The organism is Amycolatopsis sp. NPDC004772, from assembly GCF_053601215.1.
The window spans coordinates 82,523-94,681 of record NZ_JBSGBK010000015.1 but is presented as its reverse complement, the minus strand read 5'-3'; the positions used below and the strand labels follow the sequence as shown (position 1 = coordinate 94,681).

Annotated in this window: 14 protein-coding genes, 1 tRNA gene and 1 pseudogene; 9 read left to right on the top strand and 7 right to left on the bottom strand. The window is 70.0% G+C overall.

The window, feature by feature from the left end; all coding sequences use genetic code 11:
• Positions 1-11: 11 nt before the first annotated feature.
• Positions 12-3,092, top strand: coding sequence for a BTAD domain-containing putative transcriptional regulator (locus tag ACWEF6_RS12730; RefSeq protein WP_449683051.1), 3,081 nt, complete (start codon positions 12-14; stop codon positions 3,090-3,092).
• Here the strand turns inward: ACWEF6_RS12730 and ACWEF6_RS12725 are convergent.
• Positions 3,076-3,819 carry an ABC transporter permease gene (locus ACWEF6_RS12725; RefSeq protein WP_449683050.1) on the bottom strand — a complete coding sequence of 248 codons (744 nt, stop codon included), beginning with the start codon at positions 3,817-3,819 and terminating at the stop codon, positions 3,076-3,078. The two genes, ACWEF6_RS12730 and ACWEF6_RS12725, sit on opposite strands and share 17 nt — an antisense overlap.
• Positions 3,816-4,748 carry an ATP-binding cassette domain-containing protein gene (locus ACWEF6_RS12720; protein WP_449683049.1) on the bottom strand — a complete coding sequence of 311 codons (933 nt, stop codon included), beginning with the start codon at positions 4,746-4,748 and terminating at the stop codon, positions 3,816-3,818. Before ACWEF6_RS12720 ends, ACWEF6_RS12725 begins: the two co-directional genes overlap by 4 nt.
• Before the next feature lie 128 nt (positions 4,749-4,876).
• Between ACWEF6_RS12720 and ACWEF6_RS12715 the strand changes: the two genes are divergently transcribed.
• Positions 4,877-5,191 carry a DUF6355 family natural product biosynthesis protein gene (locus ACWEF6_RS12715; RefSeq protein WP_449683048.1) on the top strand — a complete coding sequence of 105 codons (315 nt, stop codon included), beginning with the start codon at positions 4,877-4,879 and terminating at the stop codon, positions 5,189-5,191.
• Between the two features lie 50 nt (positions 5,192-5,241).
• Here the strand turns inward: ACWEF6_RS12715 and ACWEF6_RS12710 are convergent.
• The 4 genes from ACWEF6_RS12710 to ACWEF6_RS12695 all read right to left on the bottom strand — a co-directional run bounded on the left by ACWEF6_RS12710 (position 5,242) and on the right by ACWEF6_RS12695 (position 6,819).
• Positions 5,242-5,314: transfer RNA gene (locus ACWEF6_RS12710), tRNA-Ala, on the bottom strand.
• 31 nt (positions 5,315-5,345) lie between these two features.
• Complete coding sequence (locus ACWEF6_RS12705; RefSeq protein ID WP_003100602.1) at positions 5,346-5,513, bottom strand: DLW-39 family protein; 168 nt, start codon at positions 5,511-5,513, stop codon at positions 5,346-5,348.
• A 351-nt stretch (positions 5,514-5,864) separates the two neighbouring features.
• Complete coding sequence (locus ACWEF6_RS12700) at positions 5,865-6,062, bottom strand: hypothetical protein (RefSeq protein WP_449683047.1); 198 nt, start codon at positions 6,060-6,062, stop codon at positions 5,865-5,867.
• Between the two features lie 178 nt (positions 6,063-6,240).
• Positions 6,241-6,819, bottom strand: coding sequence for a hypothetical protein (locus tag ACWEF6_RS12695; RefSeq protein WP_449683046.1), 579 nt, complete (start codon positions 6,817-6,819; stop codon positions 6,241-6,243).
• A gap of 132 nt (positions 6,820-6,951) precedes the next feature.
• Here ACWEF6_RS12695 and ACWEF6_RS12690 point away from each other — a divergent pair, with 132 nt between their 5' ends.
• Together ACWEF6_RS12690 and ACWEF6_RS12685 are read left to right on the top strand one after the other, a co-directional pair.
• The gene (locus tag ACWEF6_RS12690) at positions 6,952-7,755 is read left to right on the top strand and encodes an SDR family oxidoreductase (RefSeq protein ID WP_449683045.1); all 804 of its coding nucleotides are present in this window, start codon (positions 6,952-6,954) and stop codon (positions 7,753-7,755) included.
• 62 nt (positions 7,756-7,817) lie between these two features.
• Positions 7,818-8,687 (top strand): helix-turn-helix transcriptional regulator, encoded by an 870-nt coding sequence (locus ACWEF6_RS12685; RefSeq protein ID WP_449683044.1) that lies wholly within the window; start codon positions 7,818-7,820, stop codon positions 8,685-8,687.
• On the opposite strand, the gene ACWEF6_RS12680 is transcribed toward ACWEF6_RS12685, so the two are convergent.
• Complete coding sequence (locus tag ACWEF6_RS12680; protein ID WP_449683043.1) at positions 8,659-9,138, bottom strand: ArsI/CadI family heavy metal resistance metalloenzyme; 480 nt, start codon at positions 9,136-9,138, stop codon at positions 8,659-8,661. The two genes, ACWEF6_RS12685 and ACWEF6_RS12680, sit on opposite strands and share 29 nt — an antisense overlap.
• A gap of 83 nt (positions 9,139-9,221) precedes the next feature.
• Between ACWEF6_RS12680 and ACWEF6_RS12675 the strand changes: the two genes are divergently transcribed.
• The 5 genes and pseudogenes from ACWEF6_RS12675 (at position 9,222) to ACWEF6_RS12655 (ending at position 11,901) form a co-directional block, all read left to right on the top strand.
• Entirely contained in the window at positions 9,222-9,584 is a 363-nt protein-coding gene (locus tag ACWEF6_RS12675; RefSeq protein ID WP_449683042.1) for a metalloregulator ArsR/SmtB family transcription factor, read from the top strand.
• A gap of 58 nt (positions 9,585-9,642) precedes the next feature.
• Positions 9,643-9,882, top strand: a pseudogene (locus ACWEF6_RS12670) (arsenic resistance protein); the annotation flags it as partial.
• A gap of 62 nt (positions 9,883-9,944) precedes the next feature.
• Positions 9,945-10,352, top strand: a complete 408-nt coding sequence (locus ACWEF6_RS12665; RefSeq protein ID WP_449683041.1) for an arsenate reductase ArsC — start codon at positions 9,945-9,947, stop codon at positions 10,350-10,352.
• Positions 10,353-10,393: 41 nt separating this feature from the next.
• Entirely contained in the window at positions 10,394-10,741 is a 348-nt protein-coding gene (locus ACWEF6_RS12660) for an ArsR/SmtB family transcription factor (RefSeq protein WP_449683040.1), read from the top strand.
• Positions 10,738-11,901, top strand: coding sequence for a GNAT family N-acetyltransferase (locus ACWEF6_RS12655; RefSeq protein ID WP_449683039.1), 1,164 nt, complete (start codon positions 10,738-10,740; stop codon positions 11,899-11,901). Before ACWEF6_RS12660 ends, ACWEF6_RS12655 begins: the two co-directional genes overlap by 4 nt.
• Positions 11,902-12,159 lie beyond the last annotated feature (258 nt).

Here is a 12,159-nt window from a genome sequence, read left to right as displayed (position 1 = left end):
AGATCGGCCGCGTGCAGATCGGGATCCTGGGGCCCTTCGAAGTGCGCACGGACGACGGCGTGCTCGCCGAGGTGCCGGGCGCCCGCCTGCGGGGACTGCTGGTCGCCCTCGCGCTCGAGCCGGGCCAGGTGGTCCCGAAGGCGACGCTCGTCGATTGGATCTGGGGCGAGCAGCCGCCCGCCGAGGCGCCGAACGCGTTGCAGCGCCTGGTTTCCCGGCTGCGGAAGGCGCTGCCGGAGGGGGCGGTCGACAGCAGGCCGACCGGCTACCGGCTGGTGGTGGCCCCGGACGATGTCGACGCCGTGCGGTTCGAACGGCTCGTCGGCCAAGCCCACACGGACCCGCGGCGGCTGCGCGAGGCACTCGCCCTCTGGCGCGGTCCGGCCATGCAGGACGTCGAGCTGCCGGAAAGCGCGGCCTTCGGCGCCGCCGTCACCCGGCTCGAAGGGCTGCGCCTGGCCGCACTGGAGGACCGGTTCGACGGCGAGGTCGGCCCGGAGCTCGTCACCGAGCTGACCGACCTGGTGGCCGCGAACCCGATGCGGGAACGGCTGGTCGCCGCGTTGATGCGGGCCCTCGTCGCGAGCGGCCGCGACAGCGAGGCGCTGCTCGCGTACGAGCGCACGCGGGAGACCCTGGCCGACTCCCTCGGCGTCGACCCGTCGCCGGAGCTGTCCGAGGTGCATGTCGCCTTGCTGCGCGGCGAGCTCGGCCGTCGGGAAGAGAGCCCGAAGACGAACCTGCGGGCCGAGCTGACCAGCTACGTCGGCAAGGACGCCGACATCGCCGCGGTCCGCGAGCTCGTCGCCGAACACCGGCTCACCACCCTGATCGGGCCGGGTGGTTCGGGGAAGACCAGGCAGGCCACGGAAACCGCGCGCACGCTGCTCGGCGACCTGCCGGACGGCGCGTGGCTGGTCGAGCTGGCGGGGATCGGCACCGGCGACGACGTCGCCCAGGCGACGCTCGGCGCGCTCAAGCTGCGGGACGCACTCGTCGGCGAGGCACCGGACGCCGAGCCGACGGACCGGGTCATCGCGGCCCTGCGCGAGCGTTCGATGCTGCTGATCCTGGACAACTGCGAGCACGTCATCGAGGCCGCGGCGGCGTTCGCGCACCAGGTGCTCGGCGAGTGCCGCCGGCTGCGGATCCTCGCGACGAGCCGCGAGCCGCTCGGCATCACCGGGGAGGCGCTGTGGCAGGTCGCGCCCCTGGTCCTACCCGCGGAGGACGCGGATCCCGCCGAAATCGAGGCCGCCCCGGCCGTCCGGCTGCTGCGGGACCGGGCCGGCGCGGTGCACAAGGACCTCACGGCGGACGCGCGCACCCTGGCCCGCGTCTGCCGCGCGCTGGACGGGATGCCGCTGGCCATCGAACTCGCCGCGGCCCGCCTGCGCACGATGTCGCTCGACCAGCTCGCGCACCGGCTCGACGACCGGTTCCGCCTGCTGACCGGCGGCAGCCGGACGGCGCTGCCGCGGCACCGGACGCTGCGCGCGGTGATCGACTGGAGCTGGGAGCTGCTTTCCGACGCCGAACGCGTCGTCCTGCGCCGGCTCTCGGTGTTCTCCGGCGGCGCGAGCCTGGAGGCGGCCGAGCGGGTCTGCGGGGACGACGACGTCCTGGACCTGCTGACCGCGCTGACCGAGAAGTCGCTGGTGGTCGTGGTCGGCGAGCGCTACCGGATGCTCGGCACGATCAAGGAGTACGCCGGGCAGCGGCTCGAGGAGGCGGGCGAGAGGGACGTCGCCCGGCGCGCCCACCTCGCGTACTTCACGGAACTCGCCGAGACAGCGGAGCCACACCTGCGTCGCGCCGAGCAGCTGACGTGGCTCGCCACGCTCGAGGCCGAGCACGAGAACATCACCGCGGCGATGCGCGGCGCCCTCGCGGCGGGCGAGGCGGCCGAAGCGATGCGGCTCGCGGCGACGGCGGGCTGGTACTGGTGGCTGGCCGGGCACCGGGCGGAGGGCAACGAGCTGGTCATGGCGGCCACGGCCGTGCCCGGCGAGGTGCCGGCCGAGATCCGCGGCCTGGTCTTCACGTTCGTCGTCCAGTTCGTGACGTCCGGGCAGCAAAGCGACGAGTACCGGGCAGAGGACTGGATCCGCAGGGCGTACGAGATCAGCCTGAAGGTCGAAAACCCGCCGCTGGCCTTGCGGTTCGCCGCCGCGCTGGAGCGCCTGCTGCGCGGACCGGACGCGGCGCTGACGGCGTTCGGGCCGCTGCTCGCCGACGAGGACCCGTGGGTGCGCGCGGTGGCCCGGCTGCAGCTGGGCAAGATGCGCGTCCAGTTCGGGCACGGTGACCGGGAAGCGGACACGCTGCTCGAGACGGCCGTCGCCGAGTTCCGCGCGCTCGGCGAACGGTGGGGCACCTCGTTTGCCCTGACCGAGCTGGCGGACCGCATCACCGTGCGCGGCGAGTTCGCGGAGGCGTGTGAGTACTACGAGCAGGCCATCGACGTGGTGACCGAGGTCGGCGCCATCGAGGACGTCGTGCGGATGCGGGCGCGGCAGGCCCAGCTGTACTGGCTGCTGGGCGACGAAAAGGCGAGCGCCGCCGCACTGGCCGAGGCCCAGCGGCGCGCGGAGGGAGTGGCCTGGCCGAACGCGCAGGCCGAGCTCGCCCTGGCCAAGGCGGAACTAGCGCGCTGGAGCGGCGACACCGGACAAGCGCGTCGCCAGCTCGACGTCGCCAAGACGATGTTGGGCGACGACGCCGAGCGCGCGATCGCCCGGGCGGTGGCCGAGGACCTGCTCGGGTACCTCGCCGAGGACGTCGGCGAATCCCGGGCGCACCGGGCGGCGGCGTTCGAAGCGGCGACCCGGACGGGACACCCGCTGATGATCGCGCGGGCCCTCGTCGGAATCGCGGACCTGGCCCTGCGCACCGGCGAGGACGAGCAGGCCGCGCGATTGCTGGGAGCGAGCGCGGGAGTCCGGGGCCTGCCGGACCGCTCGCACCCGGACGTGGCCCGGATCGAGGAGACAGCCCGGCGTCGCCTCGGTGACGAGGGGTTCACCGAGGCGACGCGGGCGGGGGCGGAAGCGAGCTGGCCGGAGCTGGCCGCGGTCACGCTCGCTTCTTGAAGGTCGACGACGCCCACAGGTAGCCGACGACGGCGATCCCGGCGCACCAGCCGAGCGCGGCGAGCAGGGTGCCGGTGGCCGGCGTCCCGTTGAGCAGGCCCCGCAGGGTTTCGATGATCGGCGTGAAGGGCTGGTATTCGGCGAACTGCTTGAGGCCGGGGCCCATCTTTTCGGCGGGCACGATGGCGCTGCTGAAGAACGGGAGCATGACAAGCGGCACCGAAGCCAGGCCCGCCGTTTCCGGCGATTTCGCCGCCAGGCCCAGCGCGATTGTGAGCCAGCCGGTCGCGAAGCCGAGCAGGACGACGACGCCGAACGCGCCGAGCCAGTCGACAAAGCCCGCGGCCGGGCGGAAACCGAGCAGGAAGGCGACGCCGAGGAGGGCCGCGATGGCGATCAGGTTGGTCAGCACGCTGGCGACGACGTGGCCGGTGAGCACCGCGCCGCGCGAGACGTCCATGACCTTGAAGCGGTTGATGATGCCCTTGGTCATGTCGGAGTTCACCGCGGTGGCGGTGGCTCCCAGCCCGTAGCAGACGGCGAGCAGCATCAGCCCGGGCGTCGCGTAGTCGACGTAGTTGACGCCGACGCTGAAGGCGTCGCCGAACATGTAGACGAACATCAGCATGACGACGACCGGCATCAGGATCGCGTTGAACACCGACATCGGGTTCCGGGCGATGTGCTTGAAGTTGCGGCGCAGCATGACGATCGAGTGGGCGTTCATCGCGCGGGAACCTCCGTGGCGTGGCCCGTCAGGGCGAGGAAGACGTCGTCGAGATCGGGCGTGTGGACGGACAGTTCTCCGGCGCTGAGCGCGTATTCGTCGAGTCTGTCCAAAAGGGACCGAAGGGATTTCGTGCCGCCGTCGCTGGGAACGCGCAGAGCCAGGGCTTCGTCGTCGCGGGTGGCGTCGGTCAGGACGCGCGCGGCCGCGTCGAGCTCGGCCGGGGTGGTGAACCGGAGCCGGACGTGGGTACCGGGAATCCGGCGCTTCAGCTCGTCGGCGGTCCCCTGGGCGACGAGCCGGCCCTGGTCGAGCACGGCGATGCGGTCGGCGAGCTGGTCGGCCTCTTCGAGGTACTGGGTGGTGAGGAAGATGGTGACGCCGTCGGCGACGAGGTCGCGGATGATGGTCCACATGGTCCGGCGGCTGCGCGGATCCAGGCCGGTCGTCGGCTCGTCGAGGAAGATGATCCGCGGGCGGCCGACGAGCGTCATGGCGAGGTCGAGCTTCCGGCGCATGCCCCCGGAGTAGGTCGACGCGGGTTTGCGCGCCGCCTCGGTGAGTTCGAAGCGCTCGAGCAGTTCGCTGACGGTCCGCTTGCCGGCGCCTCGGCTGAGGTCGACCATCAGCTGCAGGTTCTCCTGCCCGGTGAGCAGCTCGTCGACGGCGGCGAACTGCCCGGTGACGCCGATCGCGGCCCGCACGGCCTTGGCCTCGGTGGCCAGGTCGTGCCCGGCGACGCGAGCGGTGCCGCCGTCGGCCTTCGCGAGCGTGGTGAGGACGTTGACGGTCGTCGTCTTGCCGGCGCCGTTCGGGCCGAGCAGGGCGAAGATGCTCCCGGCCTCGACTTCGAGGTCCACGCCGTCGAGGACGGTTTTGTCTTGGTAGGCCTTCCGCAGTCCGGAGGCCGTGATCGCCAGGTCTGTCATGGGAACCACGGTCGGGGAGCGGCCTGACACGGACCTGATCCGGACCTGACACGGGGATTTTCCGGCCAAACCGGGCAAAGATCCGTTAGCCTGCCCAGGCTAGTTGATCTTCAGCCAAAAGGAGCAACATGTCGATCAAACGTGCCGCGAGCACCCTGCTGGCGGCCGGTGCGCTGGCGGCCGCCGGCAGCATCGCCCTGGCCGCCCCGGCGAGCGCCGAACCGTGCGGCTGGCAGGGTGACGGCACCCAGAACTACAACCACTGCGGCAGCACGACGGTGATGCTGACGGTCGAGCACGTCTTCGGCTCCGACGACCACTTCTGCGCCCGTCCGGGCATGAACAACATCAACGCGGGCAACTCGCCGTACAACACGTGGCGGACGACGTTCGCGTATTACAACAACGGGCCGACCAACTGCGCCTACGGCTGGTACCGGTAGTTCTTTCCATGACGAAGGCCAGGTCCGGCTGGACCTGGCCTTCGTCCGGGTGGAGCTGAGGGGAATCGAACCCCTGACCCCCGCCTTGCAAAGGCGGTGCTCTACCAATTGAGCTACAGCCCCGGACGCGGGCAGCGCGTGCCCGCGGGGAAGATCAGTTGTGGGAAGCGCCGGCCGGCTTGGCCGGGGTGGTGCCGTTGGTGGAGGGCACCGGCGCGGTCGCCTCACGCCAGAGGTCGGCTTCGGCCTTGGCCGCCTTGTTGCGCTTGACGACGAACAGGACGCCGCCCGCGATGACGGCGAGTGCCAGCAGCTTCTTCACCGAAGCCCCCTTCTCAGCTTGCTTCCCTTACCCCGCGATGTTACTGCACCGGCTCGGGACGGGTGTCAGGCAGCCAGTGGTTCCACGTGGAACCACTGGTAACGCACGTCACACGCCCCAGGAAATACCGGCTCGGGTGGTCTTGTTGTAAGGATTGGTCGGTGTGCCCACCGTGTCCCCCGGGCCTCACTCATCGCCTTCGCGGAGTTCCGTACGGCTGGAGCCGCGATGCGCCACTCGCCGAGAGGCGACCGTGCGGCGCGCCGACCGTGACCGCTCAGCCCTGCCGGACTTCTCTTCCCGGCAGGGCTGACCTGTGTGGTGACCCGGCTCCGGGGAGCCGGGTCACCGTCAGGGCGGACGACGACGTGATTCCTTGTCGCCCCGAAGCAGCCGAAGCAGTGCGACCGCGTGTTTGCGGCCGGCCTCATCCGCTCGTAACGACCAGATGACCACGATCAACTGTGTCACGTACCGGAGTACGACCACCGCTGCCGCCGCCGTTGCTCCAACAACACCACTGAACTGCACGACTTCGACCGCCGTCACCGTGACTCCTTTCTCGGAGTTCCGGTGGTTTTTACGGGGGCCGGGCGGGATCCCCTCGGATCCCACCCGGCCCCCTTCCCCCACTGGAGTCACGGGAGCGCGAATTCGCGCAGCGCTATGGAGTTGTTTCGGCATCTCGAGTGTACGGGATTTCGGCCGGGTGCTTGCCGGACGCGGTTCAGGCGCCGTTGATCCGCGCGACGAGCTCGTCCCGGTACTCCTGCGCCGCCCGGAACTCCGGCTCGTCGCCGGTCGCCCGCTTCAAGGCGCCTTCCAGGATCTTCAGTCCCTGCCGTTCGTCGCCGCGCGCGTCCGCCTGCCTGGTGGCGTTTTCCATGGCTTTGGCGAGCTTGGTCTGCGCCTCGGGTTCCTCGGTGGCCATGTTGATCCGGATCCAGTTGCCACCCGGGTCGACGACGGTGAACCCGGTGTACCGGTCGTTGCGCAGCCGCGGCCGGGTCATCCGCGGGATGCCGGAGACGAGCAGTTTTCCGTGCACGGACCGCATCCCCGCCGCAAAGGCCTCGAACAACTCGCTGGTGTCTTCCACGATGACCAGGCAGGTGCTGTACGACTGCGCGGGGTCGTAGCCGTCCATTCCGAAGAAGTGCAGGTTGAGGTCTTCCCGCCGCACCGCGACGTGCGGGTTCGGCCGCGTCTGGCGATAGGTGATCTCGAAGCCGAGCATCTCGTAGAAGGAGGCGATCTCGTCGATGGACGGGCAGGGCAGGAGCGGAATGGTCAGTTCGTTCGCCATTGCCCGAAGCTAAGCCCGGACCTGCCAAAACGACACCGAGCTATTTGCTGGTGCGAACAGCGCGGGTGGCTCTCCGGGTACCTGGATCACCAGGGTCTCCCGGCCGGTGCCGGAAGCCGGTCAACTGGTCCCATGCCGGAAACCCAGTTCACCACTCATGCGGACCTTTTCGATCTGACGGGCAAGCACGCCCTCGTCACCGGCGGCACCAGGGGCATCGGGCTGATGATCGCGCGCGGCCTGCTGCAGGCGGGCGCCCGCGTCGTCATCAGCTCACGCAACGCGGACGCGTGCGCGGAGGCACAGCAGGCGCTGTCCGAATTCGGCGACGTCCGAGCGATCCCCGCCGACCTGTCCACCTACGACGAGTGCCGGCGGCTCGCCGATCTCGTCGAGGCTGGCTCGGAACGCCTGGACATCCTCGTCAACAACGCGGGAGCGATGCGGCGCGAGCCGCTGGAGACGTTCCCGGCCGAGGCTTGGGACACCGTCGTCGACCTCAACCTCAAGGCGCCGTTCTGGCTGGTGCAGGCCCTGCTCCCGGCGCTTCGCAAGGCGGGCACCGCCGATGATCCCGCGCGGGTCGTCAACATCGGCAGCATCGCCGCGATCCACGTCGCCGAGGCGCCGAATTATTCGTACGCCAGCAGCAAAGCGGGGCTCCACCAGCTCACCCGGGTATTGGCCAGGGAACTGGGCCCCCAGCACATCACGGTGAACGCGGTGGCCCCGGGACCGTTCCCGTCGCAGATGATGGCGTCCACGCTCGATGCCATCGGCGACCGGATCGCGGCGAAGGCGCCGCTGCGCCGGCTCGGCCGTGACGACGACATGGCCGGGATCGCCGTGTTCCTCGCCGGCCGGGCCGGGGCCTACCTCACGGGCACTGTCATCCCGGTCGACGGCGGTATCGCCACGACCGCAACGGGTACGTAGGCATCCGGGGGGGGTACCGGCAGAACCTCCCTCCGCCGGCGAACGGGGCTTACGGTGACGAGGTGGCCACGATCGATCTGCGCACCGAGATCAAGGAATTCCTGACCTCGCGCCGCGCCCGGATCACGCCCGGGCAAGCCGGACTGCCCGCGTACGGCGGCAACCGCCGGGTCGAAGGTCTGCGGCGCGAAGAGGTGGCTCTGCTGGCGGGGGTCTCGGTCGATTATTACGTGCGCATGGAGCGCGGCGGCCTCGCCGGCGCCTCCGACGGCGTGCTCGACGCGTTGGCATCCGCGTTGCAGCTCGACGAGGCCGAGCGCGATCACCTGTTCCACCTCGCGCGGCAGTCCGGCGTTCCCCGTCGCTCCCCCGCGACGGTGCGGCCGGCGCTGCGGCAGGTGCTCGACGCCATCACCGACGCGCCGGCGTGGATCTGCAACGGCCGTTACGACGTCCTGGCGCTGAACCACCTCGCCCGCGCGCTGTATTCCCCACTGCTGACCGACACGAGACGACCGCCGAACACCGCGCGTTTCGTGTACCTGGATCCCGAAGAGGCAAGGACGTTCTTCGTCGACTACGACCGAATCGCCCGCGATGTAGCCGCGAAGCTCCGCATGGAAGCCGGCCGCAATCCGCACGACGAGGAGCTGATCGCCCTGGTCGGCGAATTGTCGACCCGCAGCGAACTGTTCCGGCGGCGGTGGGCCACCCAGGACGTCCGGCTCCACCGGTCGGGACGCAAGCGCCTGCACCACCCGGTAGTGGGCCGGCTCGACCTGGACGTCGAGTCGCTGGAACTGCCGGCGGAGCCCGGCTTGCTCCTGAACGTCTACACCGCCCCCGCCGGCACACCGGCCGCGGACGGCCTGGCCCTGCTGGCATCGTGGGCGGCCGGCCAGGTCAGGAGCAGCAGCCTTCGGGCCGAGTGACCTTTTCGGCCTGGCCGGTTTCCGCGTCGGGGGTGCAACACGTGGCCGGGGTGGCGAGGGCCGCGCTGTCGGTGCCGAAGGTCCGGGAGTCGGCCTTGACGGTGTAGACCTCCCACGGCTCCTGGCCGGGGCCGTGCACCCACACCTTGTCCTGCACGGCGTAGCAGCAGGTGGTGTCGTCTTCGGTCAACGTCTCCAGCCCTTCGCCGGTCAGCCGCTTGCTGGCCTCGCTGACCTGGTCGGTCGACTCGACCTCGACGCCCAGGTGGTCCATGACCGTCGCCTGCCCGGGCTCGCCCTCCAGGAGGACGAGCTTGAGCGCCGGTTCGGCGATGGCGAAGTTGGCGTACCCGGGGCGGAGCTTGGCCGGCTCGGTGCCGAACAGCTTCGAGTAGAAGTCGATCGAGCTTTCGAGGTCTCCGACCCGCAGCGCGAGCTGTACCCGTGACATTGCATCCTCCTTGAATAGACGTTCGTCGAAGCAAGAACTCGACTTAGATTGCCTTCTACTTAGAAGTTCGTCAAGATAGATGCATGCCGAAACAGCTACCGATCGTCGCGATGGACGCCTGCTGCTCGCCGCTCGCCCGCGAACCGCTGAACGAGAGCCAGGCCGTCGAGCTGTCCAAGCTGTTCAAGGCGATGGCCGACCCGGTCCGCCTGCGGCTGCTCTCGCTGATCGCCTCCCACGCCGGGGGCGAAGCGTGCGTGTGCGACCTGACCGACGCCTTCGACCTGACCGGCCCGACCATCTCCCACCACCTCAAGGTGCTGCGCGAGTCCGGGTTGATCACCGGCGAACGGCGCGGGACCTGGGTGTACTACCGCGTCCACCCCGAGGTGCTGGCCCGGTTGTCGGCCGTGCTGGTCCCCGGTGACGCGATCGTCCCGGCATGACCGGCACGCACGCCGGGGTGGTCGGCAAGCTGTCCACCCCGGACCGGTTCCTGCCCGCGTGATGTTCGCGCTGGCCTGGCTGCTGCTGCCCGATCTGCCGGAGTACCGGACCGGGTTGATCATCGTCGGCCTGGCCCGCTGCATCGCGATGGGCATCATCTGGAACGACCTCGCGTGCGGTGACCGGGAAGCCGCTGCGGTGCTGGTCGCGCTGAACTCGGTGTTCCAGGTGATCGCATTCGGTCTGCTCGGCTGGTTCTCCCTCTCGGTCCTGCCCGGCCGGCTCGGCCTGCCCCAACTCGTGTACGTGTCCCTGGCGCTACGCCGCCGCTTCACTCCGGCCCCCGTGGAGGTCACCCCGTGAACACCCCCGAAGTCCTGTTCGTCTGCGTCCACAACGCCGGCCGCTCCCAGATGGCCGCCGCGTTGCTCGCCCACCACGCCGGCAGCGCGGTCGACGTCCGCTCGGCCGGCTCCGCGCCCGCCGAGAGCATCAACCCCGCCGTGCGCGAGGCGATGGCTGAAATCGGGCTCGACCTCTCCCGCGAGGTCCCCAAGAAGCTGACCACCGACGCGGTGGAAGCCGCCGACATCGTGATCACCATGGGCTGCGGTGACGCGTGTCCGATCTTCCCCGGCAAGCGCTACCTCGACTGGCAGCTCGACGACCCCGCCGGCCAATCCGTCGAGGACGTCCGGCCAATCCGGGACGAGATCGAACGCCGCGTCCGCGCCCTGCTCGCCGAGCTGGTCCCCGCCACATCCTGAACCTTCCACCGCGCCCATTTATCGTTTATCGTCGATGGACGATGAAGGGGGCTGTTGTGCTCGATCGCCACACTGCCGAGACCTACGCGGGCTGGTTCCGCGCGCTGGCCGACCCGACGCGGGTCCAGATTCTCAACCTCCTGGCCGCCACCGGCACTCCGCTGACGGTCGGGCAGATCGTCGAGCAGGTCGAGGTCGGCCAGTCCACGGTGTCCGCCCATTTGAAGATCCTCACCGAAGCCCGGTTCGTGCTCGCCGAACCACGCGGCACCGCCCGGCTCTATCAGGTCAATCAGCGCTGCGTGTCCTGCTTCCCGACCGCCGCCGACGTCGTCATGGGCCGCGGAGTCCTGCCGTTCGCCGCCGTCACCTGCGAAATCATCCGATGAACCCCGACCGCGACGCCGTCCGCAACCGCTACGCCGGCGCTATCGGTGCCGTCCACTACGCCGGCGAGGACATCCCTGCCGAAGTGTCCGCAACCAGCCTCGGGTGCGGCAACCCGCTGGCCGCCGCCGACCTGCACCCCGGGGAAACGGTGCTCGACCTCGGCTCGGGCGGAGGGCTCGACGTCCTGCTCTCCGCCCGCCGCGTCGGCCCCACCGGCCGCGCCATCGGCCTGGACATGACCGACGACATGCTCGCCCTCGCCCGGCGCCACGCCGGGCGGGCCGACGTCATGAACGCCGAGTTCATCAAGGCCACCATCGAACGCGTCCCGCTGCCGGACGCCTCAGTCGACGTCGTCATCTCCAACTGCGTCATCGCGCTGTCGTCCGACAAGCCGGCCGTGTTCGCCGAGATCGCCCGCGTTCTACGCCCCGGCGGCCGTCTCGGGATCACCGACATCGTGGCCGACGACACGCTCACCGACGCCGAACGCGCAGCCCGCACCGACGCGGTCGAGTGCCTCGGAGGCGCGCTCACCGCCGACCGCTATCACGCTCTCCTCCAGGACGCCGGGTTCGCCGGCATCAACGTCCGGCTGACCCACGAAGTCGGCGACAAGCTGCACTCGGCGATCATCCGTGCCCACCGGCCGGCGCCTGTCCGCGTCGTTCCCATGACGATGGATCACGCCGGGCAAGTCCTGGCGATCTACCAAGCCGGGCTCGACACCGGGCACGCCAGCTTCGAAACCACCGCCCCCGGCTGGGCCACGTGGGACGAGGACCACCTGCCGGCGCACCGGTTCGTGGCCCTCGATGCCGCCGGAGACGTGCTCGGCTGGACCGCGGTCAGCGCCGTCTCCTCGCGCTGCGTCTACGCCGGAGTCGTCGAGCACAGCGTGTACGTCGACCCGACTGCACGCGGCCGAGGTGTTGGCCACGCGCTTCTGGATGCGCTCATCGGCTCGACCGAGAGCGCGGGGATCTGGACGATCCAAAGCGGCGTCTTCCCAGAGAACACCGCGAGCAGAGCACTCCACCGCCGCGCCGGCTTCCGCGAACTCGGGACCCGCGAACGGATCGGCCGGCATCACGGCCGGTGGCGCGACGTCGTGGTGATCGAACGGCGAAGTACCGCTGTGGGGATCGCATCCGACTGAAACCGAGAGCCAGGCAGCAAAAAGCCCGGCTCGCGAGAGGCGAACCGGGCTTGACTTGCGTGGGCCTACCAGGACTTGAACCTGGGACCTCTTCGTTATCAGGCCAAGACCGCCTATCCGTGATCAAGGCGCACGTCCGACTACCTCGGGCTTGAACGTCCGTAGACGTCCGCAGAAGTACCCGCCAAGGTAGGGCGATCGTCAGGCACTTCGTCAGGCTGCTCGCAGGCCTTGACCAGCCAGGATGGGTGTTAGCTA